This is a genomic window from Bacillus sp. AY3-1 (genome assembly GCF_008368785.1).
Lineage (GTDB): Bacteria > Bacillota > Bacilli > Bacillales > Bacillaceae_G > Bacillus_A > Bacillus_A wiedmannii.
The window spans coordinates 84,002-108,423 of record NZ_QORZ01000030.1 but is presented as its reverse complement, the minus strand read 5'-3'; the positions used below and the strand labels follow the sequence as shown (position 1 = coordinate 108,423).

The window sequence follows — 24,422 nt, the reverse complement described above, 5'->3', positions numbered from 1 at the left end:
TGGAAATGAGATAAAAGGATTGGAATGGAGGTTATATTATGACGAACAAAGTACCGTTTTCGTTCATAGTAGTTATTGGTTTAATGTTATTTGCACTATTTTTTGGAGCAGGAAATTTAATATTCCCGGCAATGCTTGGTCAATCGGCAGGGGAGAATGTATGGGTTGCTAACGCTGGATTTTTAGTAACAGGAGTAGGTTTACCATTACTAGGTGTACTAGCATTTGGTTTTTCGGGTAAAGATGATTTACAGTCATTAGCAAGTCGGGCTCACCCAGTGTTCGGGATTGTGTTTACAACAGTTTTATACTTAGCGATTGGCCCGTTATTTGCAATACCAAGAACAGGAAATGTTTCTTATGAAATTGGTCTTAAGCCGTTTATGCCAGAGGGAATAGGCTCTACACCTTTAATCCTTTTCACAATTGTATTTTTTAGCATCACTTGTTTTTTTTCGCTAAATCCCGCGAAAATTGTCGATATTGTTGGAAAAATCTTAACGCCAATTAAATTAACATTCATCGGTATTTTAGTAATCGTTGCTTTTATTCACCCGATTGGAGAAATGCAAGCACCAGTTGAAGCTTATACATCACACGCATTCTTTAAAGGGTTCCAAGAAGGATACTTAACAATGGACACGCTTGCATCATTCGTATTCGGAATCATCATCATTAATGCAATTAAAGAAAAAGGTGCGAAAACGAAAACGCAAATTATGGTCGTTTGTGCAAAAGCGACAATCATTGCAGCATCTATTTTAGCAATTATCTATACAGCTCTTTCTTATATGGGTGCTTCAAGTGTTGCAAAGCTTGGACATTTAGAGAATGGTGGAGAAGTATTAGCGAAAGTTTCTAACTACTATTTCGGATCATATGGTGGAGTATTATTAGGATTAATGATTACAGTAGCGTGTTTAACAACTAGTGTGGGACTTGTATCAGCATGTTCTTCATTCTTCCATAAGTTATTCCCAAATGTCCCTTACAAAGCAATTGCAATCATACTATGTGTATTTAGTGCAATTGTTGCAAACGTAGGATTAACACAATTAATCGCAGTTTCTGTTCCAGTATTAACAGCAATCTATCCACTAGCAATCGTATTGATTTTCTTAACATTCTTCCATTCATTATTCAAAGGAAGAGCTGAAGTTTATCAAGTGAGCTTAATCGTAACATTTATTATCAGTTTATTTGATGGATTAAGTGCAGCTGGCGTTAACATTGAAGTAGTAAGCCAAGTGTTCACTAAATTCCTTCCGATGCAAGAAGTAGGATTAGGTTGGATCTTCCCAGCAATTATCGGTGGATTTATCGGATATGGCATTAGCGTGTTAAAAGCAAAAAATCAAGTTCAACCCGCTAGTGCGAATAAGAAAATAGGTTAAATAAAAAAGTTATAGAATTTGATTCTATAACTTTTTTTGTTACTATTGATTAGGATAAAAAAATAATGTAGTAGGGGAAATATAATGAAAAAAACAATTGATCATATCGGCATCGCAGTTCGAGATATAGATAGTACGATACGTTTTTATGAAAAGGTGTTGTTAGGAACTTTAATAGATCGTTACGTAAGTGAAGCTCCTGGTGTTGAAAGCGAAGTAGCCATTCTTGAAGTGGATGGAGATAGAATTGAATTACTTGCGCCTACGAATAATACGACATCTCCAATAGCACGCTTTATTAAACAAAAAGGTAAAGGTGTTCATCACGTTGCATATCGTGTCGATGATTTAGATGTGGCCCTAGAAGAGCTAAAAGAACAAGGTATTCGAACGTTAGAGCATACACTTCGAATTAATAAGCACGGTAGAAGATTAATATATCTTAATCCAGCGGATACAGAGGGAACAATCATTGAGTATTGTGATTATCCAGAAGAGAAGTAAAGAAATTTTATGATGGAAGAAGGGTATTGCGTAATAACGTAATACCTTTTTTATTTATGTATTTCACACTTTTTTCACAAATGATTCACGATAACTTTTCTTCTTTAGAAACTTACATAAATATATTTTATGATATAATAACAATCGACTTTAAAAATGTAAGTTGTATCTGTGAAGGTAGTTACTATTATATTGGAAGTTTAGAGGTGAAAGAGAAATAAAGAGTTTTACTGTATAGAAGTTTATATTTAATCAGGTTAATATTTATTCAAGTAATCGACTTGGTAAGTAGATGTAATGAAAATAGAGCGATGAGGAAGAAAGAAGTGAAATGAGTGTGAAAGTAATGAGAAGGTTAGGGGCATGGTTATTAATTGCATGCGTGCTTATCATAGCAATGCCGAAAAGCGCATCTGCTCATGCGTACATTGTGAAATCAAACCCTACTGAAAATGAAACGTTGAAGAAAGCACCATCTGCAGTGAAAATTGAATTTGATGAGGATATACAAGTTTCTCATTTTAATACATTGTTTGTAAGAGATACCTCAGGTACAAGAGTAGATTTAAAAGATGCTCATATTGATAAAGAAAATAAAAAATTATTAGAAGTAGGGTTAAAAGAAAATTTAAAAAACGGACTCTACTCTATTCAGTGGAAAGTGATTTCTGCTGATGGGCATCCCATTCAAGGAGTTATTCCGTTCCGCATTGGGGCAGCAGAAGCGGGAGCAGACGACGTACAAGTAGAAGAGATGGGATATGTCCCGCAAATAGATATGATTATGGAACGTGGAGTACTATATACAAGTTTCTCACTATTTATAGGAGTGCTATTCTTTAATCTTATTATGTATAAAGGGAATGCAACCTCGGTTCGATCAAGGAGTAAGAACATAATATGGATCTCATTATTGGGTATATTGATTAGCTTATTATTCAATCTGCCATTGCAAGCGAAAATAAATGCTGATGTTTCATGGTTAGAAGCATTCGATCCATTACTATTAAAAGAAACATTACAGCTTTCTGTTTTTGGATATGTATGGATTACTCAAATGGTTCTTATTAGTTCGCTTATTATTGTTACTTATTTTGCGATGAAGCGTGAGAAGCTGTCGTCGTTTAAAGTATGGAGCATTCCAATACTATTGTTTATTGGGATCCTTGTTATGAAAGCATTTAATAGTCATGCATATGGTTTAAAGTTTAAAGAGATTGCTGTCGTTATGGATTTTCTGCATTTATTTGCAGCATCATTATGGATTGGTGGTCTATCATCCATTATTCTTCTTTTACGTAAAGAGGATGACAAGTGGAGTATGTATTGGGATATGATTAAGCGTTTTTCGCCGTGGGCAACAGGTGCTGTCATCGTGATTTTAATAACAGGTCTTTTTAACAGTACATTCTTTATTCCAACTATCCACTCGTTATTTGATACGAAGTATGGATTAGCTTTATTAGCAAAGATACTTTTATTCATTTTCATGGGGATATTGGGAATTGTTCACTATGTGAAAGGGAAAATGAGAGCGGAGCAAGGATTAGGCGCTACGGTGAAAGTAGAGTTTATCATTGGAATTATCATTTTCGTCATCGTAGCTTTTATGACAAACGTACAAACACCAACGATGCCTCCTACTGGACCTTTTACAGAGAGTAAGCAATTAGATAATGGGTATGAACTTACTTTACATGTAAGTCCTAATAAAGTAGGACAAAATACATTCCATGTTACTTTAAAGGATGAAAATGGCCAACCTGTTACTGATATGGAGCAAATTATTTTAACTACGCAATCATTAGATATGAATATGGGAAAAGGTTCATTTAAAGTTTCGGCCGTGTCACCAGGAGAATATGAAGCGGAAGGTATGTATATTAACATGACAGGAAACTGGAATATACAAGTGCACGGATTAACAAAATCTCTTGATAGTTTTGATACGGATTATAAATTTATTGTAGGCGGCAGATAAAGAGAAGGTATAGATAAAAAGGAGCTAATAGAAAATGAAACGTATAAAAAAATTTGGCACAACAATGATCGCAACAATAATTGCAATGGGGATTTTTTCGTTACCTGTTAGTGCGCACGTCACTGTGAAACCAGAAGCTTCGGACGTTAATTCTTGGGAGACTTACACGATAAAAGTACCGGTTGAGAAGAATGTAGCAACGACAAAAGTTACATTGAAAATACCGTCTGGAGTAGAGTTCCAACAGTATGAACCAGTGCCAGGATGGAAAGTGGAAGAGCAGAAAGATAATGCTGGAAAAGTTAAAACTGTAGTATGGGAAGCAACAGGAGAGGGGATTTTACCCGGTCAGTTCCAGCGATTTACTTTCGTCGCTAAAAATCCGGATAAAGAACAAAAAATAGCTTGGGATGCATATCAACAATATAAAGACGGAGAAATTGTTGAATGGACAGGCGATGAAAAAGCTGAAAAACCACATTCACTTACTACAATTGCAAAAGGTACGTCATTAACAGGGGAACATGGTGAAGTGTCTAATGTAGAAAAAAATGAAGGTACTAGTAATTTGCAATTGATAGCGATTGTTTTATCTATTTTGGCGATTGTATCTTCGGTAGTTGCGTGTGTTTTTGTAGTACGTCGTAAAAGGTAAGTAAGGGTGAAAAAGAGCCTACAAACAGCAGGCTCTTTTTCATTTTTATTTCACTTCAACTTGCTGCCTTACAGCAAGTGTTTTCGGCTTTATATTTACGAAACAAATACTCACCACAATAAATAATAGTCCGATGAATAAGCTAATAGTAATGGCCTCATGTAAGAAAATTGAACTTACAATAATAGCGATTAATGGAATAAGAAATGTATAAGCCCCAACTTTACTTGCTTCACCAGCTCCAACAAGAGTAAAGTATGCAAGCCATCCCATTGCAATAACAAAGAATGAAATAAAGAGAAGTACACTAACAAATGGTATACTCCAAGCAATACTAGACCAGCTTTCAAACTCTGATCCAAATCCAATTAAGCAAAGCCCGCCAATAATAAGCTGAAGTGTTACCATCCAAATGGAATTAACGCGGTGCCCAGTCTTCTTAATAAATACTGTGCCAAGTGCCCAGCCAATAGCGCATCCTATCGCGAGAAGGATTCCAATAATAGAAATATGTCCAGTTAAACTACTAGAGCTAATGACACCTACGCCAATAAATCCAAGAACAAGCCCAAAAATTTTTAAACCGTACATAGATTCTTCAAGCCAAATCCATGAGAAAATGCCGAGTAAAACAGGTTGTAGAAATACAATGGCTGAAAATAACCCAGCGGGCATATATTGAAGGCCTACAGTTTGTAATCCGTAAAATATAATGATGTTAAGTAAAGAAGAAATAACGTATAAATGCCAAGTTTCTTTTAAGTGTAACTCTTTGTATTTCGGTAATGCGAAAAGGAGTAAAATGAATCCTCCAATTAAAGTTCGAACGCCTGCAAATAAAACGGGTGGTGTATAATGCAGGGCAAACTTAGATAAAGGCCAATTGATTCCCCACATGAAAACGAGAAAGGTAAGGATTATGGCCGTCTTAGTTCGAGAAAGCTGTGTCACGGTAAGACCTCCTTGTTGTTATTCATTTCACTATGATATGATATCGACTGTAATAAATAAAATGAATCTTTTTTATAAGGAGTATAAGTGATTAGTTATGACCATTACACAACTGCAAGTATTAATAAAAACTGTTGAGTTAGGTAGTTTTACGAAGGCTGCTCGGGTGTTAAATATGACGCAGCCAGCTGTAAGTCATGCGATTTCAAGTATTGAGTCAGAGTTAGGAGTTACGATTCTTATACGTGATAAACGAAAAGGGCTAATCGTTACGGATGTAGGAAACAGAATTCTTGTGCATATTAGAGAGATTTTGAACGGTGTAGAGAAGATTGAACAAGAAGTTGCGATGGAGAAAGGACACGAAGTTGGGACGATTCGAATTGGGAGTTTTCCGAGTGCCTCTGCACATTTCTTACCCAAAATGATAAACCTTTTTAAGGAGAAGTATCCGAACTTAGAAGTCGTTCTTTGTGAAGGAACGATTAAAGAAGTTGAAGATTGGTTAGTATCGAGGGTTGTTGATATAGGAATTGTTATTTTGCCTAATAAAGAGATGGAGATTGTCCCATTAACGAAGGGGAAAATGGTTGCTATCTTAAGAGATGATCATCCTCTTTGTAAGAAGGACTCTATTGCAATTAGTGATTTAGAGAATGAACCGATCATATTATGTAAGGGTGGATACGAACCACCCATTATTGATATGTTTAAACAAGCCAACGTACCACTTCGGGCTGAGTATGTAATATCGACCGTTACTACAGCTTTAAATATGATTCAAGAAGGGTTAGGTATTGCAATATTAGCCGAATTATCTTTAACGAATTTACCACAGAATGTGCAAACGAAAGAATTGGAACCACAAGTATGGAGAGAAATTGCTTTAGCTGTTCCTTCATTAAAGGATTGCTCAATCGCTGTGCAGCTATTTATTGAAGAATTTCAAGCGCTATTTGCAGAATAATAAGAGGTGTCTCATATATCATAATGGGACACTTTTTAATTTGCTTATAAAAAATCTATGAAAAGGATTGACTTATCTTTTTGTTGTAACTATAATGATTACATCGAGGTGGTGATCACGATGAAAATTAGTAGCCGCTTTTCTATAGCTGTTCATATTTTATCTATTTTGAAAAACAATCCATCTTCACTTTGTACTTCAGACTATATAGCTGAAAGTGTAAACACAAATCCAGTAGTCATTCGCAAAATCATGTCGTACTTGAAACAAGCTGGTTTTGTATATGTAAATCGCGGTCCAGGTGGTGCGGGATTATTAAAGGATTTACACGAAATCACATTGTTAGATGTATACCATGCAGTAAATGTAGTCGAAGAAGACAAACTATTTCATATTCACGAGCAACCAAATCCAGATTGTCCAATTGGAGCAAATATTCAAGCGGTGTTAGAAGTTATATTAATACAAGCGCAATCCGCGATGGAAGAAATTTTGAGAAATATTACGATGGGGCATTTGTTTGAAACTTTGCAAGAAAAAATGAATGCTTAAATCATATTTATATTTTTTTATTATTAATGTAACTGATTAGATTACAACTATAAAGGTAAGGTGTAAAAGTATGACTGTAAAAATGAAAGTATACTCAGATTTTATATGTCCATTTTGTTTTTTAGCAAAAGGTCCATTAGATGAAGTAGCGAAAGAGAAAGATGTAGAAATTGAATGGATGCCATTTGAATTACGTCCAAGTCCATATTCAAAAATAGATCCATGGAATGAGCCAGAAAAATTAGGCTCATGGGATGCTTTTATTCTTCCAACTGCGAAGAAGTTAGGAATCGATATGCGTTTGCCTCGTGTTTCACCGCATCCATATACACATTTAGCTTTCGAAGGATGTCAATTTGCGAAAGAACGTGGACTAGGAAATGAGTATCATCACCGCGTATTCACAGCGTTTTTCCAAGAAGAGCAAAACATTGAAGATATTGATGTTTTAACAAAATTAGCGGTAGAAGTAGGTCTTCCTGAAGCTGAATTTAAAGATGCTTTAGTAACTCGTAAATATAAAGAAAAGCATCAAGAAGCAATTCAGCATGCATATGATGAAGCAAATATTATGGCTGTTCCAACTGTCATGATTGGAGATGAAGTCATTCAAGGGCTTGCTAGTAAAGAAACGCTACAAAGAGTCATCGATAAAGAAATTGAAAAGGATAAAACAAATTCATTTGAAGGTATGCAATGTAATACAGATGGATATTGCTAATTCGCTTGTTATGAAATAACAAAATAAATTATAAAACAAATATTTGGAGGAATTAAAATGTCAGCAACTACAACAAATTTAAAAGAAGCAATCGTGAACCGTCGTTCTATTCGTAAAGTAACAAAAAACGATGCAATTACGAAAGAAAGAATTGAAGAAGTTTTAAAAACAGCTTTACACGCACCAACATCTTTCAATATGCAAAGTGGTCGTATGGTTGTATTAATGGATGGAGAACATGAAAAGTTTTGGGATATTGTTAAAGAAACACTAAGAGCCCGAGTACCAGCAGAAAACTTTGAAGCGACTGTAGAAAGATTAAAAGGTTTCCATGCAGGTGTTGGGACTGTGTTATTCTTTGAAGATCAAGCAACAGTAGAAAAAATGCAAGAAAATGCACCATTATATAAAGATCAGTTCCCATTCTGGTCTCATCAAGGAAATGCAATGTTACAACATACTGTATGGATGTTATTATCGGCTGAAGGAATTGGTGCATCATTACAACACTACAATCCAATCGTAGATGCTGAAGTGAAAGAAACTTGGAACATTCCAGCAGAGTGGAGCTTAGTAGGACAAATGCCATTTGGTGAGCCAAATGAACAACCAGGAGAAAGAACTTTCTTACCTACTGAAGATGTAGTGAAATTTTATTAAGAAATTTAATATGTAAAAAGTTAAATAAAAGGAGAGTACATATTAGCCATATATGTACTCTCCTTTCGTATGAAATGTTAAACTCTTACTGCAAGAACGATTTCCTTCATATGAATCGAAGTCTTTCCTTACAATTAAAAATCTATTATGTTTATTATTTTGAAATGACAGTAAACATCCCCGTCATGTTTGGTGAGTAATCCTTAAAATCAAATTTTTCATAGAATGATTCTTTATCTTGTGATGCAAACAAACCGACAAACGCCTTATCAGGGGCATTCTCATGTAAGTATGCAACTAAACGATGCATGATTTCTTTCCCGATACCATGTTTCTGATACTCTGGATGAACTACTATATCTTGAATATAGAAATAGATAGATCCATCACCGACAATTCTCCCCATGCCGATAATTTGTTCATTATCTTTCACTGTGATGCAGTGAATAGAATGTTTCAGTGAAGTTTCCGCCACTTCAAAATTCATATAATTAGACCAACCAACAGAATCACACAAATATTTATACTCTTGTAGTGTTGGAATGTTATGTTTAAACTCATATGTTTTCAAAATGTAACCTCCAAGTCCTTAAATACAACCAGTATATAAATTCGACATTTTTTTATCTTTTCCTCCTATGTAACTGAATCCCTTTTGGCTATTGAATTTCGTACAGTTTCCTTATTTGTATTAATTTATAAGAGTTTAGGGGAAAAATATTAGAAATAATGCAGTAGAAAGGGAAGTGGCAAAATGAATGATGAGAAAAAATATACAGTGGTAGGTACTGATGTTGAGGAAGTAAAACGTTTAAATAAAAATTCAGGGTTAACATATAATCAGGTGAAGGAATTATTAGCGAAGCAAATGCAAAAAAAGAAGTAATGAAATTGAAATTCTTCATTTTTTCATTTAGCATTTTAATTAGAGAGTTATAAGGATAACTCTCTTTTTTAATACAATTGAGCAACTTTTAGAGCGGAGGAAACAGCATGAAAAAGTGGATAAAGATAACGTTATCAATTACTGGAGGTATTGTTCTATTGGCATGTGCCGGAGGATATTACGTGTATAAAAACTATTTTCCAAAGGAACCTGAGCGTATCGTATACGATAAAGATAGAGTGTTAAAACCGATACATAACCAGTTGAAAGGAATTAACATAGAAAACGTAAAGATAAAAGAAAAAGAAGTCGTAAATGCGACTGTAGATGAGTTTCAAAAAATGATTGATGATGGGAAATTATCATATGAAGAATTAACGAGTATATATCTTTTTAGAATACAAGAACATGATCAAAATGGAATAGCATTAAATGCTGTTACAGAGATTAATCCAAATGCAATGGAAGAAGCGCGAAAGTTAGATAAAGAAAGGTCTTTAAATAAGAAGTCGAACTTATACGGCATGCCAGTCATCGTAAAAGATAATGTACAAACGGAAAAGGTGATGCCGACAAGTGCGGGCACGTATGTGTTAAAAGATTGGATTGCAGATGAAGATGCGACAATCGTGAAGAAGTTGAAAGAAGAAGGTGCTTTTGTTTTAGGGAAAGCGAATATGTCTGAGTGGGCAAATTATTTATCCTTTACAATGCCTAGCGGATATAGCGGGAAAAAAGGACAAAATTTGAATCCATACGGTCCGATTACGTTGGATACATCGGGATCAAGTTCGGGATCTGCTACAGTAGTTGCGGCAGATTTTGCACCACTTGCAATCGGGACGGAAACGACTGGGTCAATTGTAGCGCCCGCGACGCAGCAATCAGTAGTTGGATTACGTCCATCACTAGGTATGGTGAGTAAATCTGGTATTATTCCGTTAGCTGAAACACTTGATACAGCAGGGCCGATGGCAAGAACAGTGAGGGATGCGGCAACGTTATTTAACATAATGGTAAGTTATGATGAAAAAGATGCTATGACAGAAAAAATGAAAGAAAAAGAAAGAATTGATTATACGAAGGATTTATCAATAGACGGATTGAAAGGAAAAAAAGTAGGGGTTCTTTTTTCAATAGATCGACAAGATGAAAATAGAAAAAAAGTAGCAGAAAAGATTAGAAAAGACCTTCAAGATGCAGGTGCGATATTGACTGATGATATTCAGTTAAACGATGGGGGAGTAGATAATCTGCAAACATTAGAATATGAGTTCAAACATAATGTTAACGATTATCTTGCACAGCAAAAAAATATACCGGTAAAATCGCTAGAAGAGATTATAGCGTTTAATAAAAAGGATAGTAATAGACGAATAAAATACGGACAAACATTAATTGAGGGATCTGAAAAATCTGCTATAACGAAAGATGAGTTTGAAAAAATAGTGCGATCGAGTCAAGAAAATGCAAGAAAAGAGCTAGATAGATATTTAGTAGAAAAAGGTTTGGATGCTTTAGTTATGATTAACAACGAAGAAGTTCTTCTATCAGCTGTAGCTGGCTATCCAGAATTAGCGGTGCCAGCAGGATATGATAACAATGGAGATCCAGTAGGTGCAGTGTTTGTCGGGAAGCAATTTGGTGAAAAGGAACTGTTCAATATGGGATATGCGTATGAGCAACAGTCTAAAAATAGAAGATCACCAAAACTGTAAAAGGGTAAACGAAAAATAGAGCTCCACTGAAATATGTTGGTAGGCTAATATGAAAAGAATCTAACAATATAAAAAGAAAAAAAGGATTCTTCTCAATTAGTAAGAAAGATTGTCTATAGAAGTTCATAAAATGTAATATATTCAATTTCCATCCATTGAAGGGGGAGGTTAAATCTTAATGAATGAAGTGAAAAATTTCTTTCGAAGTAGAGGGTTCCAACGGTTTCTCGTTTTAATAATAGTAGCGCTTGTATTATATGGATTAAAAAGTATGATTAATTTAATATTAATTACGTTCATACTGACATTTTTAATGGATCGGTTTCAACGTTTTATTTCAAAGAAATTGAAAGTGAATCGGAAAATTGTTATCGCATGTTTGTATATAATATTAGTTACGTTTATCGGCACAACATTATATAAATATTTACCTGTGCTAACGATACAAATTTCCCAATTGATTTATCAGTTTAGGTTGTTTTTTCAAAATCCACCTGATAATGAGATCATTAAATATGCACTGTCAACTATTAATGGGATGGAAGTATCAAAATATATAGAACAAGGTGTAGATGTCATATATCAATCAATTGCAAATATAGGAAAAGTCAGTTTGCAAATACTACTCTCTCTTATTCTAAGTTTATTTTTCTTGTTAGAAAAAGAACGCATAATATCATTTACTTCGAAATTTAAAGATAGTAATCTGAAGGTTTTTTATGAGGAGATTGCTTATTTTGGTGAAAGGTTTGCAAGATCGTTCGGTAAAGTAATTGAAGCACAGTTTTTAATTGCGGTTGTCAATTGTGTACTCACTGTAATTGCACTTGTGATTTTAGGATTTCCGCAGCTTCTTGTATTGGCCGTCATGGTCTTTCTACTCGGTTTGATTCCTGTTGCCGGTGTAATCATTTCTTTGTTTCCACTTTGTATTATTGCTTATAACGTAGGCGGGGTAATGTACGTTGTATACATACTTGTGTTCATTACAGTAATCCATGCTCTTGAAAGTTATTTTTTAAATCCGAAGTTTATGTCTGCGAAAACGAATTTGCCAATCTTTTATACATTTATGATTCTCATCTTCTCAGAACATTTCCTTGGAATATGGGGGCTTATTATCGGTATACCAATCTTCATTTTCTTATTAGATGTACTTGATGTAAACAATGAGGAACAGTTTAAAAAATAGGAAATGATAGAAAATAACTGATGTTTTCAAGGAATAATCAAAAAAGCAATCCAAAATAAATTGGATTGCTTTTTTGCATACACGATTAAAGAACTGGAGCCATTGTTTCTTTTAATACTTGAACAGAGTGATCGAATTTTAATTCTTCTTCTTCACTTAATTCCACTTCTAAAATTTCACGAACACCGCCGCGATTTAAAACAGCAGGTACGCCGATATAAACATCTTTTTGACCGTATTGGCCTTCTAAGTAAGCTGATACTGTTAATACGCTATTTTCGTCGTTTAAAATCGCCTTTGTAACACGTAGAAGTGACATACCAATACCATAGTAAGTTGCACCTTTTCGCTCGATAATATGGTAAGCTGCATCACGAACGTTTATGAAGATTTTGTCTAAATCTTCTTGCGTGTATGTGTTGTCTTTATCAAGAAGCGTTTGTAATTTTTGAATACCGACTGATACGTGACTCCAAACAGGAAGTTCCGTATCACCATGTTCACCGATAATATAAGCATGAATGTTGTGTGGACCAATATCGAAATACTCACCTAACATATAGCGGAAACGAGCAGAATCAAGAGTTGTACCAGAACCGATTACGCGTTCTTTCGGTAAACCAGATTCTTTCCAAGTTACGTAAGTTAAAATATCGACAGGATTAGTTGCGATTAAGAAGATACCATCAAATCCGCTATCCATAATACTACGAACGATTTGTTTAAAGATTTTCGCGTTTTTCTCAACTAAATCTAAACGTGTTTCGCCTGGTTTTTGTGGTAATCCAGCCGTAATGACTACAAGATCAGCATCTTTACAATCTTCGTAGCTACCTTTCCATACTCTAGTTGGAGCTGGAGCGAATGGAACAGCATGACTTAAATCCATTGCTTCTCCTTCAGCTTTTGCCTCGTTTACATCAACTAAAACAAATTCTTCAGCTACAGCTTGGTTAATCATGCAGTAAGCATAACTACATCCAACTGCTCCTGTCCCTACTAATACAACACGGTTAATCCCTTTTTTCATTTCAAAATTCCTCGCAATTTCATTAATTTTATTATGTAAGATAATACGTCTTACTTCTATAGAGTCATATCTAGTTTATTACATTTTATAAAAGATATTCAAGTAATTGAAAATGTATCCGTGCAATTCTTTGCACGAAACATAGGAAGTGAGTGAACTGAATATAATGCAATAAAATCCTTTATCGAAGGGGAAAAGGGCATGATGCAGCCATTAACGATGGAAAGAATGCTCCATATTATTAATGTGGGGCTCGTAAAAACGAAGAATCCAAAGCAAATTATTATTGCTGGTGCAGGAATTTCAGGATTAGTTGCAGCATCGTTATTGAAAGAATCAGGGCATAGCATAACAATTTTAGAAGCGAATAACCGAATAGGCGGAAGAATATATACGATCCGTGAACCGTTTAGCAGAGGCTTATATTTTAATGCAGGGCCAATGCGAATTCCTGAAACACACGAGTTAACTTTAGCTTACATTCGTAAATTTAAATTACCATTAAATCTTTTTATAAATAAAACCGCTTCAGATATTATTTATACGAATAATATTAAAACGAGATTGAGCGTATTTGAAAAAAATCCAAGTATACTTGGATATCCAATTTTAGAGAATGAAAAAGGGAAAACGGCAGAAGAGTTAATGTTAGTAGTGCTAGAACCAATACTTAATTTTATAAAAAAAGATTCTAATAAAAACTGGATCATCGTTGAAACAAAGTATAAAACATATTCGCTCGGATCATTTTTAAGTGAGTATTATTCAGATGGAGCAATAGATATGATTGGGGTACTTCTAGATATGGAAGCATATATGGGAATGTCTTTAATTGAAGTATTACGTGAAATGATCTTTTTTACTTCAACGACAAAATATTATGAAATAACGGGCGGAATGGATACATTACCAAATTCATTTTTACCCGAGTTAAAAGAAAATATTTTTATGTCGTATAAAGTAGAAAAAATTATACAGGAAGATAATAAAGTGATGATGCAAGTAACAAATGAACAAACGTTACATCCATTTATGGTAACAGGCGACATTGCTATTATCACAATTCCATTTTCATCGTTACGATTTGTAGAAGTTCAGCCATATCATTTATTCTCTTATTTTAAAAGACGGGCAATTCGTGAATTAAACTATATAGCTTCGACTAAAATTGCGATAGAGTTTAAAAGTAGATTTTGGGAGAAAGCGAGACAGTGTGGCGGTAAATCTATTACAGATTTACCTATACGATTTACATATTATCCGAGTTATGGCATTCATACACCAGGGGCGGCTATCGTTTTAGCGAGTTATACATGGGCAGATGAGGCGTTAACGTGGGATAGTCTCCCGCAAAGAGATCGTATACGTTACGCATTAAAAAATTTAGCGGAAATATACGGTGACATCGTCTATAGTGAGTTTGTTACTGGAACATCTTTTAGCTGGAGCCAAAATCCGTATTCTTGCGGCGCATTTACGGCTTTCGAACCAGGTCAAGAGTTAGAGTTATTTCCGTATATTACGCCGCCAGCTGGCAAAGTACACTTTGCAGGAGAGCATACGACATTAACACATGGATGGATGCAAGGAGCAATAGAGTCTGGAATTCGAGTTGCTTATGAAGTAAACGAACAGTGAAGATGTATTTACAAATCACTATTCTTTTAATAAAATGATTAATATAAATCGTAATTATTACGCTTTGAATACGTTTGAAATAAAGAAATGGATGGTCGATCAAATGAAAAAAGTAGAAATTCATATATTAGGTGGCTTTTTAGGAAGTGGAAAATCAACATTATTACAAAATTTATTGTTAGCGGAAAAAAAGAAGAATAGAAAAGTTGCAGTATTAATGAATGAAATTGGTGAATACTCGGTAGATACAGATATTATTGGAAAAGAGAATGTTTTAAGGGAACTTCTGAAAGGATGTATTTGTTGTACGCTAAAAGAAGAGCTTGAAATACAATTACACTCGTTATATCAGCAAGAAAGACCAGATGTCATTTATATAGAAACGACAGGTGTTGCACATCCAATTGAAGTATTAGATGCGTGTGTATCACCAATTTTAGCACCTTTCTTAGAAGTGAAATCAATTGTCGTCGTTTTAGATGCAGTAAGGTGGTTAAATCGAAGTGTATTAAGTGCAAACGTTCAGCAATTATTGCATGAGCAACTAAAGTTTGGTAGCCACATTTTAATTAATAAATCAGATTTACTAACAGATGCGGATAAGAACAAAGTAATTGAAGAAGTGAAAGCAATAAATAATCATGCGAAATTGTTTGAAACAAAATATTGTAATATATCTTTAGAAGACATAGAAGAAGCTGAATTTACGAATGATGGGGAACATGAGACACTACATGTAAAACAGCATTTACATATACAAACGATGACATATCAATTTACGAAATCGATTGATCAAGATAAATTATACGAATGGCTTTCGAATTTACCAGATAGTATTTATCGTGTAAAAGGATTTGTGAAATTCCATGGAGATAAATACCCGCACTTATTCCAATATTCATTTGGGGTACCAACTTTACTGGAACAAGATTTCGGTTTCCCGACGAACTTGGTAGTGATAGGGGAAGGGCTAGATAAGAAACAATTGGCTGAAGGGTTAGAGAAAGTGGAACTTAATTCTAATTAAGATTAAAGGCCTAACTTATTTTTAAGTTAGGCCTTTTTGTATGTAGAAAAACACTTGCGGATTTTGTCTAACGATAATAATTGTAAAATTCAGAAATATATTTATAATCAAATCTAAGAGGTGATTCAGGTGTCAGAAAAAATAATAATGGATGTGAAAAATCTAACAACAAAAGGGTTAGAAACGAGAGAGAAATTATTGTGTGCTGCAGAAGAGGTGTTTGGTAGTAAAGGATATTATGAGGCTTCTATCGTGAATATTACACAAGAAGCAAAGGTAGCGCACGGAACTTTCTATAATTACTTTCCATCTAAAAAAGATATATTCGATGAATTGATTCGCAGATTGAACCGTGAGTTACGCTTAATTATTAAAGAAAAAATGAAGGGAATCTCAAGTTACGAAGAGGCACAAAGAAGTGGTTTTCAGGCGTTTTTTCGATGGGTGAAAGATCGTCCTAATCTATATAATATTGTACAACAGGCGGTAGTTGTTGATGATAATTTATATAGATGGTACTATGCAAAGCTCGCAAATGGATTTTTAAAAAGTTTATCGGGTGGTATGGAAGCAGGAGAGTTTAAAGAACTTGATAAAGAAACAATTGCGTATTGTCTTATGTCAATTGGTCAATTTTTAGGAATGCGATGGGGTTATTGGGAAGAGAAAGATGTTCCGGAAGATGTATTTGAAGCAGCAATGTCATTAATATTTGAAGGATTGAGAAAGAGATAAGGGGTGGGGAACATATGCAAGGCATTGCTTATTGGATTGAAAAACGGACCTATTTACATCCAGATCGCATTGCCATTATTACAGAAGAGGAGGAAATGACATATAAGCAGTTACATGAGTATGTAAGTAAAGTAGCCGCATATTTAATTTACGAATTAAATGTGAAAAAAGGGGAAAGGATTGCTATTTTATCGCAAAATAGCTTGGAATATATTGTGCTTTTGTTTGCTATAGCAAAGGTAGAATGTATTGCTGTTCCACTAAATATAAGGTTAACAGAAAGTGAACTTATATTTCAGTTGAAAGATAGTGGAACTATAGTTTTATTTGTAGAGGAAACATTTCACAATATGGCATTGTCAATGCAGAAGGTATCGTATGTACAAAGAGTTATTTCGATTACAAGTTTAAAAGAAATAGAAGATAGAAAAATTGACAACTTTGAAGAGATAAATAAAAGCGCATCCTTTATTATATGTTATACATCAGGGACAACTGGAAAACCGAAAGGAGCCGTACTTACACAAGAAAATATGTTTTGGAATGCGCTTAATAATACATTTGCGATTGACTTAACTATGCACGACTGCTCTATTGTATTATTACCTTTATTTCATATTGGTGGAATTGGTTTATTCGCATTTCCAACTTTATTTGCAGGTGGCGTAATCATTATTCCAAGAAAATTCGAACCAACCACAGCTCTTTCTATGATAGAAAAACATAAAGTGACCGTAGTGATGGGAGTACCTACAATTCATCAAGCATTAATTAATTGCGCAAAGTTTGAAACTACAAATTTACAATCAGTTCGCTGGTTTTATAACGGTGGTGCTCCATGTCCAGAAGAGCTGATAAGAGAATTTATAGATAGAGGATTTTTATTTGGTCAAGGCTTTGGCATGACTGAAACATCACCAACCGTATTTATGCTTTCAGAAGAAGATGCAAGACGTAAATTAGGCTCAATTGGGAAACCTGTTCTGTTTTGTGAGTATGTACTGGTTGATGAAAACAAAAATAAAGTTGATATTGGTGAAGTTGGAGAGTTACTTATAAGAGGGCCAAATGTAATGAAAGAGTATTGGAATCAACCAGATGCAACAAAAGAAACGATTCAAGATGGTTGGTTATATACGGGAGATTTAGCTAGAGTTGATGAAGATGGTTTTGTATACATTGTAGGTAGAAAAAAAGAAATGATAATTTCCGGTGGTGAAAATATTTATCCACTTGAAGTAGAGCAAGTCATTAATAAGCTTTCTGGGGTATATGAGGTAGCGATCGTTGGTAGGAAACATGTAAAGTGGGGAGAGATTCCAATCGCCTTTATTGTGAAAAAGAGTAGCAGTATATTAACTGAAAAAGAAGTCATTGAGCATTGTTGTTTATTTCTAGCAAAATATAAAATACCGAAAGAGATTGTTTTTCTAAAAGAATTGCCTAAAAATGCAACTGGTAAAATTCAAAAAGCACAGTTAGCAAATCAATTGAAAAGTTGGTGAAGAGATGACGATGTATAGCACGGGTCAACAGGCGTCATGTAGTAAAACAATAACAGAAACGGATTTTGTATTATTTGCAGGGTTAAGTGGGGATTTTAATCCAATCCATATTGATCATGAGTATGCGAAAAAAACTAGATTTAATCAAAGAATAGCACATGGTTTACTAACTTCTAGTCTATTATCGCAATTGCTTGGTATTCATTTACCTGGAAAAGGATCCGTTTATATGGAGCAAACTATTAAATTTACAGCACCAGTTTTTATAGGAGATACAATTACAGCTACGGCTACAGTACAAGAATTTATGATAGAAAAGAGAGTTTTGAAATTGTTAACGGAGTGTCATAACCAAAAAGGAGATCTAGTATTAACAGGTGTAGCTACTATGATGGTGCCAAAAGAAGGAGGAATAGTCTAATGAATATTGGGATTGAAGCGACTGGTGTTTTCTTCCCAAAAGATGTAGAGACGGCTGCAGATCTATCTAAGAAAACAGGTATCCCTGAAAATATTATTATAGAAAAGTTTGGCTTATATGAAAAACATGTCGCAGACGAAACGATGCATGCATCAGATTTAGCTATTGCTGCTGCAAAGTCAATATTATTACAAGTAGATCCTCAATCTATTGATGTAGTCATTTATTTTGGCAGTCCACATAAAGATTACCACGTATGGTCAAGTGCCCCAAAAATTCAGCATGAACTTGGATTGAAAAATGCTTATGCTTTTGAAATTATGAATGTTAGTTCTTGCTTTCCAATCGCTCTCAAAGTCGCAAAAGATATGCTCTACTCCGATAATTCAATTGAAAATATATTATTAGTAGGTGGATGTAAAGAATCTCAAATTATAGATTATGATAATCCACGCTCACGTTTTATGTTTAATTTCGCTGATGGCGGAAGCGCAGCTTTAGTGAAAAAGAACGCTAGAAACGGTAAAATATTAAGAAGTGCGATTATAACAGATGGTTCATTTCATGAAGATGTTCGTATCCCAGCTGGTGGATCGAAGCAGGTTGCGAGCCACGATACAGTTGAGAATCGACAACATTACATTGATGTAATAGATCCTAATAGTATGAAAGAACGTCTAGACCGGGTTTCAATCCCTAATTTTGAAAAGGTTATTCGAGAGGCGTTAAGAAAAAGTGGATATACTCCTAAAGATATTAAAGTATTGTTACCACTGCATACAAAACGTTCTATGTTAATAGAATTGATACAGGGGCTAGGGCTAGAAGAAGAACAAGTTGTATATTTAGATCATTATGGACATATGTCAGCGCTTGATCCTTGCATTGGCCTTCACTTTGCAAATGAACAAGGAAAATTACAGACTGGAGATATTGCGGTAGTAGTTAGTGCAGGGACTGGGTATACGTGGGCAGCGACTGTAATTAGGTGGTGAAAAATACTAGATGAATATATGGTAAATGGAGGTATTTGGAAAGAGGCGGCGAATGTAAAGGTACTTCATTAAATTTTTAAAACAGATTTGTTTGTATGATTCAAAGAAAAAGTCATAATTACGGGTGGTTAACTTTGGCGAGATTGATTCTATCAGAAAGTAAAGTATGGGGGGATCACAATGTCGATGAAAAAACGTAAATGGCTAAGAATGATGGCTACTGGTTGTATTTTAAGTTCGTTATTAATAACGGCAGCTTGTTCAGGAAAGAAAACAAGTACAGAGGATGAAAAGACGATTAAGGTAGGTGTTCTTGCTTCATTAACGGGTCCATTAGAATCATATGGAAAACAAACAGTGAACGGATTTGAATTAGGGTTAGACTATGCAACGGGTGGGACTGGGAAAGTGGAAGGGAAGAAGATTAAGTTTGTTGTAGAAGATACGGAAACGAAAGCAGATGTAGCAGTGAAGAAAGCTACGAAATTATTAGAAGAAGAGAAAGTTGATTTTTTAGTCGGATCGTCTAGTTCAAGTGATACATTAGCGGTTTTACCACTAGCTGAAGAGTATGAAAAAATAATGGTTGTAGAACCAGCAGTGGCGGATAGTATTACTGGTAAGAACTGGAATAAATATATTTTTAGAACAGGTAGAAATTCATCTCAAGATGCAGTCGCTGGTGCTGCAGCGATTGCTAAAAAAGATGTGAAAATAGCAACGTTAGCACAAGATAATGCTTACGGCCGTGAAGGAATTGCGGCATTTAAAGCTGGAGCGAAGAAATTAGGTGCGAATATTGTAAATGAGCAATATGCTGATACAAATTCGACTGACTTCACTGCTAATATTCAAAATATCATTAGCTCAAAACCAGATTATTTATTTATCGTTTGGGCAGGGGCGAATTCACCTTGGAAACAGTTGAAAGATATGGATGTGGAAGCGCAAGGTATTAAAATTTCTACCGGTGCACCAGATATACCGGCATTAAAAACGATGGATGCGTTAGTAGGAATGCAAGGTTTTTCTGTTTATTATCATACACTCCCGAAAAATAAGGTGAATGATTGGTTAGTGGAAGAACATAAAAAACGATTTAATGGTGCGGTGCCAGATTTATTTACAGCAGGTGGAATGTCAGCGGCAATTTCTATTGTAGAAGCTTTAAAGAAATCAAAAGGGGATACAGATGTAGATATGTTGATTAAGAAAATGGAAGGAATGGAATTTGATACACCGAAAGGAAAGATGAAGTTTCGAGAAAAGGATCACCAAGCGATGCAGACACTTTATTCTATCACATTGAAAAAGCAAGATGGTGTTGACTATCCGGTGCCAGTACTAGAGCGAGAATTAACGATGAAAGAGACAGAACCACCAGTTCAAAATAAATAGACTGAATTTTCTGTTGTTTTTGTATAAAGAGGGGATACCCTCTTTATACGTATTTCTTTCATACTTAAAGCTTTAAAGGGAGGGATTTCGTGACACATTTGCTTGAAACGAAAAATCTTAGCGTATCTTTTGGTGAACACCATGTTATTAAGGATGTGAATTTAACAGTACAAAAAGGAAAGCTTATTTCCATTATTGGACCAAACGGAGCAGGAAAGACAACGTTATTTAATTTACTTAGTGGACAAATTTCTCCAACAAAGGGTGAAGTATATTTTAAGGGACAAGAGATTACAAAATTATCAATTTCAGATCGAACTCGATTAGGGATTGGTCGTTCTTTTCAACTTACAAATATATTCCCAGAGTTAACGGTACTTGAAAATGTTCGTTTAAGTGTTCAATCATTCGTGCAAGATTACTATAGTTTTTTTCCGAGTTCAGCAAAATTTAAGCAACAAGTTGGAGAGGCGAGACGTTTCTTAAAAACAGTATTACTTCAGGAGAAAGAACATGTATTAGCGAAAGATTTAGCGCATGGAGAAAAACGAAAGTTAGAGCTTGCAATGTTATTAGCTTTAAAAACGGATGTGTTACTACTTGATGAGCCGACGGCAGGTATATCAGTTGAGGAGGTACCGGCTATTTTACAAGTGATTGAAAATATTAAAAAACATCCAGAGAGTACGATTGTACTTATTGAACACAAAATGGATATGGTACTAGGTTTGTCAGACCATCTTATCGTTTTATTCCATGGAGAGCTATTGGCTGAAGGTTTGCCCGAAGAGATTATGAAAGATGAGCGTGTACAAAGTGCTTATTTAGGGGGATTATATAGTGGCACTATTACAAGTAAATAATATAGAGACGTATTTAGATCAGTTTCATATTTTACAAGGGGTATCTCTTGCTGTTGAGAAAGGAACGATTACTGTACTGTTTGGAAGAAATGGGGCAGGGAAGACGACGACATTACGTTCGGTTATGGGATTTCACCATATCGCACATGGTGAAATTTATTATGATCGTACACAAGTAAATGGATTATCTACACATTTAATTTCAAGGAAAGGAATAGGTTATGTACCAGAAAATCAAGGTATTTTTCACGATCTGACAGTAGAAGAAACATTCGCTCTTGCTAGGGGTAAGGGAGAAGAAGCAGAAGAGAAAATTGAGTGGATGCTTGAACTATTTCCAGATTTAAAGCAGTTTTGGCACAAAAAAAGTGGACTCTTAAGCGGAGGACAAAAACAAATGCTAGCAATTTCAAGAGCATTTATTAATAGTGATGGTTTATTACTTATTGATGAGCCGAGTAAAGGCTTGTCCCCTATTATGATAGAAAAATTAATGATAGCCATTTTGAAAATGAAGGAGAAAACAACAGTTTTACTCGTTGAACAAAACTTTATGATGGCTAGTCAAATTGGTGATTACTTTTATATTATGGATAACGGAAGAATTGTTCATAACGGTTTTATGCATGAATTAAAAGAGGATAAGGAAATGTGTCACAAATATTTAGGAATCTCTTAACATGAATCCGAGGTGAGAAGGATGGATGTGTTAATCAATTTATTTGTAAATGGGATTTCAACAGGGATGCTCATTTTTTTATTAGCATCAGGACTTTCACTTATTTTCGGTTTAATGAGCGTTCTAAACTTCGCACATGGTGGTTTATTTGCGTGGGGAGCGTTTACAGGTGTTTGGTTATTTAATATGACAGGTAGTTATGTATTAGCGTTAATTGGCGCAATTGCTATGGGGATGTTTCTTGGATTCATTTTAGAAAGATTCCTTATTAGACCGGTATATGGAAATCATGTTCGCCAGCTTCTTGTGACGCTTGGAGGAATGCTTGTACTTAGTGAATGTATTAAAGTATTTTGGGGGCCAAATCCAATTGGTGCTAAATTACCGTTATGGTTACAAGGTAGTTATACATTTGAAGGTATTATATTAATTAAATATCGTCTATTCGTAATTTTAATTGGGATCATCATTTATATTTCCTTACTATTATTGCTTAAAAAAACAAAGATAGGTCTAATGATACGCGCTGGTGTAATAGATAAAGAGATGGTTCAAGCGCTCGGTATTAACGTAAAAGCAATATTTTCTTTCGTCTTTTTATTAGGAGCAGGGATGGCAGCGTTGGGAGGCTTCTTATTAGCACCGTATTCAGGAGTTATTTTCGCCGAGATGGGTATGCAGTATGCGATTTTAGCTTTCATAGTAGTAATCATTGGAGGATTAGGAAGCGTACAAGGTTCAGCAATCGCATCTTTAATTGTCGGATTAGCGGGTGCCTTTACAGCGTATTTTATACCGGATTTATCACTTGCAATCAATATGTTAATGTTACTATTTTTCTTAATAGTGAAGCCAAATGGACTTGTTAGTGAAAAGGGGTGAAATGGTGAACAGCACATCAAATCGAATTAAAGTATACTTCGGAGTATTTATGCTCATTTGTTTAAGTGTATTTCCATTCGTAAATGATTCACGGAGCTTGTTAATTTTGTTCACTCAAATCTTCATCTTTGCTATTTTTGCAATGAGTTTTGATGTATTGCTTGGGTATACAGGAATTGTATCGTTCGGCCATTGTATGTTCTTTGGAATAGGAGCGTATGGGGTAGCGCTTTTATTTGATCGGCAAGGAGTATCCATAACGAACTTTTTAATAGGGATAGTAGCTGCAATTATCATTTCAGTAATTGTTAGTTATATAATCGGTTTGCTTTCATTACGGCTGAAAAGTCATTTTTATGCAATGTTAACACTTGCTATTTCACAGTTGTTTTTCGTACTTGCTGAAAAATGGCGTGGACTCACTCACGGAGGAGACGGTTTTACATTTGGTGTACCAGACTTATTCCGTGATCGTTTTACGTTTTATTATGTAACACTTATATGTTTAATTGTCATTTTTATTCTGTTACGTCTTTTCACAAAATCTTCTATTGGAAAAGTATTAAAGGCAATTTCACAAAATGAGCAACGTGTGGAAGCATTAGGATATAAAGTTCTTCATTATAAAATTATTGCTAGTATTGTTGCAGGAGTAGTTGCTACAATTAGCGGTGGTTTATTTGTTATCACACTACGCTTTGTTAATACGACTGTATTTTCAATTGAAATGACATTAAATGCATTATTGATGACAATGATTGGAGGCGTTGGAACGTTAATTGGAGCAATTGCTGGAGCTGGAATTATTGAATCACTGAAATATTATTTATCAGAACTAGCCACAGCGTATCCGATTTTTGAAAGATGGACAATTATTCTTGGTTTATTGTACATTATCGTCTTGTTAGTTTTTCCGAAAGGATTAGTTGGCACGATTAAGAGACTGAAGAATGTGAAACGGAGTAAGAAGGAGAAAAGTGCAGAAGTGGAGCAAAATGTGTGAAAAATCAATTGTATAGAATATGAAAATCCCTCTTTTAAATTCGTAAAGGAGGGATTTTTATTGGT

At 34.8% G+C, this 24,422-nt stretch carries 25 protein-coding genes; 22 read left to right on the top strand and 3 right to left on the bottom strand.

Annotated features, from left to right (window positions below):
* Nucleotides 1-38: 38 nt before the first annotated feature.
* The 4 genes from brnQ to DN389_RS25885 all read left to right on the top strand — a co-directional run bounded on the left by brnQ (nt 39) and on the right by DN389_RS25885 (nt 4,534).
* A complete protein-coding gene (gene brnQ / locus DN389_RS25905; protein WP_098802534.1) occupies nt 39-1,394 on the top strand; it encodes a branched-chain amino acid transport system II carrier protein in 1,356 nt (451 codons plus the stop codon).
* 84 nt (nt 1,395-1,478) lie between these two features.
* Nucleotides 1,479-1,898 carry a VOC family protein gene (locus DN389_RS25900; protein ID WP_000750833.1) on the top strand — a complete coding sequence of 140 codons (420 nt, stop codon included), beginning with the start codon at nt 1,479-1,481 and terminating at the stop codon, nt 1,896-1,898.
* A 331-nt stretch (nt 1,899-2,229) separates the two neighbouring features.
* Nucleotides 2,230-3,879, top strand: coding sequence for a copper resistance CopC/CopD family protein (locus DN389_RS25890; RefSeq protein WP_098802533.1), 1,650 nt, complete (start codon nt 2,230-2,232; stop codon nt 3,877-3,879).
* 34 nt (nt 3,880-3,913) lie between these two features.
* Nucleotides 3,914-4,534, top strand: a complete 621-nt coding sequence (locus tag DN389_RS25885) for a YcnI family copper-binding membrane protein (RefSeq protein ID WP_149237744.1) — start codon at nt 3,914-3,916, stop codon at nt 4,532-4,534.
* A 45-nt stretch (nt 4,535-4,579) separates the two neighbouring features.
* Here DN389_RS25885 and DN389_RS25880 read toward each other — a convergent pair whose 3' ends face one another.
* Complete coding sequence (locus DN389_RS25880) at nt 4,580-5,485, bottom strand: DMT family transporter (protein WP_000192802.1); 906 nt, start codon at nt 5,483-5,485, stop codon at nt 4,580-4,582.
* A gap of 97 nt (nt 5,486-5,582) precedes the next feature.
* On the opposite strand from DN389_RS25880, the gene DN389_RS25875 reads away from it, so the two are divergent.
* The 4 genes from DN389_RS25875 to DN389_RS25860 all read left to right on the top strand — a co-directional run bounded on the left by DN389_RS25875 (nt 5,583) and on the right by DN389_RS25860 (nt 8,385).
* Nucleotides 5,583-6,452 carry a LysR family transcriptional regulator gene (locus DN389_RS25875; RefSeq protein WP_098802531.1) on the top strand — a complete coding sequence of 290 codons (870 nt, stop codon included), beginning with the start codon at nt 5,583-5,585 and terminating at the stop codon, nt 6,450-6,452.
* Nucleotides 6,453-6,572: 120 nt separating this feature from the next.
* Nucleotides 6,573-7,004, top strand: coding sequence for an Rrf2 family transcriptional regulator (locus DN389_RS25870; RefSeq protein WP_098802530.1), 432 nt, complete (start codon nt 6,573-6,575; stop codon nt 7,002-7,004).
* Between the two features lie 70 nt (nt 7,005-7,074).
* The gene (locus DN389_RS25865; RefSeq protein ID WP_000216675.1) at nt 7,075-7,725 is read left to right on the top strand and encodes a DsbA family oxidoreductase; all 651 of its coding nucleotides are present in this window, start codon (nt 7,075-7,077) and stop codon (nt 7,723-7,725) included.
* 57 nt (nt 7,726-7,782) lie between these two features.
* Nucleotides 7,783-8,385 carry a nitroreductase family protein gene (locus DN389_RS25860; RefSeq protein ID WP_060490009.1) on the top strand — a complete coding sequence of 201 codons (603 nt, stop codon included), beginning with the start codon at nt 7,783-7,785 and terminating at the stop codon, nt 8,383-8,385.
* A 154-nt stretch (nt 8,386-8,539) separates the two neighbouring features.
* On the opposite strand, the gene DN389_RS25855 is transcribed toward DN389_RS25860, so the two are convergent.
* The gene (locus DN389_RS25855; RefSeq protein ID WP_088093078.1) at nt 8,540-8,956 is read right to left on the bottom strand and encodes a GNAT family N-acetyltransferase; all 417 of its coding nucleotides are present in this window, start codon (nt 8,954-8,956) and stop codon (nt 8,540-8,542) included.
* 183 nt (nt 8,957-9,139) lie between these two features.
* On the opposite strand from DN389_RS25855, the gene DN389_RS28990 reads away from it, so the two are divergent.
* The 3 genes from DN389_RS28990 to DN389_RS25845 all read left to right on the top strand — a co-directional run bounded on the left by DN389_RS28990 (nt 9,140) and on the right by DN389_RS25845 (nt 12,181).
* Nucleotides 9,140-9,271, top strand: a complete 132-nt coding sequence (locus DN389_RS28990; protein WP_000997341.1) for a hypothetical protein — start codon at nt 9,140-9,142, stop codon at nt 9,269-9,271.
* A gap of 107 nt (nt 9,272-9,378) precedes the next feature.
* Complete coding sequence (locus DN389_RS25850; RefSeq protein ID WP_149237743.1) at nt 9,379-10,989, top strand: amidase family protein; 1,611 nt, start codon at nt 9,379-9,381, stop codon at nt 10,987-10,989.
* A 178-nt stretch (nt 10,990-11,167) separates the two neighbouring features.
* Nucleotides 11,168-12,181, top strand: coding sequence for an AI-2E family transporter (locus DN389_RS25845; protein ID WP_048543233.1), 1,014 nt, complete (start codon nt 11,168-11,170; stop codon nt 12,179-12,181).
* Between the two features lie 85 nt (nt 12,182-12,266).
* On the opposite strand, the gene DN389_RS25840 is transcribed toward DN389_RS25845, so the two are convergent.
* A complete protein-coding gene (locus DN389_RS25840; protein WP_000715320.1) occupies nt 12,267-13,211 on the bottom strand; it encodes an L-lactate dehydrogenase in 945 nt (314 codons plus the stop codon).
* Between the two features lie 201 nt (nt 13,212-13,412).
* Here DN389_RS25840 and DN389_RS25835 point away from each other — a divergent pair, with 201 nt between their 5' ends.
* From DN389_RS25835 to DN389_RS25785, 11 genes are all read left to right on the top strand, one after another.
* Nucleotides 13,413-14,849, top strand: coding sequence for a flavin monoamine oxidase family protein (locus tag DN389_RS25835; RefSeq protein WP_098802528.1), 1,437 nt, complete (start codon nt 13,413-13,415; stop codon nt 14,847-14,849).
* A gap of 103 nt (nt 14,850-14,952) precedes the next feature.
* A complete protein-coding gene (locus tag DN389_RS25830; protein WP_088082612.1) occupies nt 14,953-15,876 on the top strand; it encodes a CobW family GTP-binding protein in 924 nt (307 codons plus the stop codon).
* A gap of 129 nt (nt 15,877-16,005) precedes the next feature.
* Nucleotides 16,006-16,611: a TetR/AcrR family transcriptional regulator gene (locus DN389_RS25825; RefSeq protein ID WP_139056535.1), complete on the top strand. Its 606-nt coding sequence runs from the start codon at nt 16,006-16,008 to the stop codon at nt 16,609-16,611.
* A gap of 14 nt (nt 16,612-16,625) precedes the next feature.
* A complete protein-coding gene (locus tag DN389_RS25820) occupies nt 16,626-18,116 on the top strand; it encodes an o-succinylbenzoate--CoA ligase (protein WP_149237742.1) in 1,491 nt (496 codons plus the stop codon).
* Nucleotides 18,117-18,120: 4 nt separating this feature from the next.
* Nucleotides 18,121-18,537 carry a MaoC family dehydratase gene (locus DN389_RS25815; RefSeq protein WP_149237741.1) on the top strand — a complete coding sequence of 139 codons (417 nt, stop codon included), beginning with the start codon at nt 18,121-18,123 and terminating at the stop codon, nt 18,535-18,537.
* Nucleotides 18,537-19,532 (top strand): 3-oxoacyl-ACP synthase, encoded by a 996-nt coding sequence (locus DN389_RS25810; protein WP_088121884.1) that lies wholly within the window; start codon nt 18,537-18,539, stop codon nt 19,530-19,532. The genes DN389_RS25815 and DN389_RS25810 overlap by 1 nt, the downstream gene beginning before the upstream one ends.
* A 180-nt stretch (nt 19,533-19,712) precedes the next feature.
* Nucleotides 19,713-20,930, top strand: a complete 1,218-nt coding sequence (locus DN389_RS25805) for a substrate-binding domain-containing protein (RefSeq protein ID WP_098802526.1) — start codon at nt 19,713-19,715, stop codon at nt 20,928-20,930.
* 89 nt (nt 20,931-21,019) lie between these two features.
* Entirely contained in the window at nt 21,020-21,793 is a 774-nt protein-coding gene (locus DN389_RS25800) for an ABC transporter ATP-binding protein (protein ID WP_060490020.1), read from the top strand.
* On the top strand, nt 21,771-22,472 hold the full coding sequence (locus DN389_RS25795) for a branched-chain amino acid ABC transporter ATP-binding protein (RefSeq protein WP_029439348.1): 702 nt from the start codon (nt 21,771-21,773) through the stop codon (nt 22,470-22,472). Before DN389_RS25800 ends, DN389_RS25795 begins: the two co-directional genes overlap by 23 nt.
* A 21-nt stretch (nt 22,473-22,493) precedes the next feature.
* On the top strand, nt 22,494-23,354 hold the full coding sequence (locus DN389_RS25790) for a branched-chain amino acid ABC transporter permease (RefSeq protein WP_098190241.1): 861 nt from the start codon (nt 22,494-22,496) through the stop codon (nt 23,352-23,354).
* 49 nt (nt 23,355-23,403) lie between these two features.
* Nucleotides 23,404-24,357, top strand: a complete 954-nt coding sequence (locus DN389_RS25785) for a branched-chain amino acid ABC transporter permease (RefSeq protein ID WP_142343633.1) — start codon at nt 23,404-23,406, stop codon at nt 24,355-24,357.
* Nucleotides 24,358-24,422 lie beyond the last annotated feature (65 nt).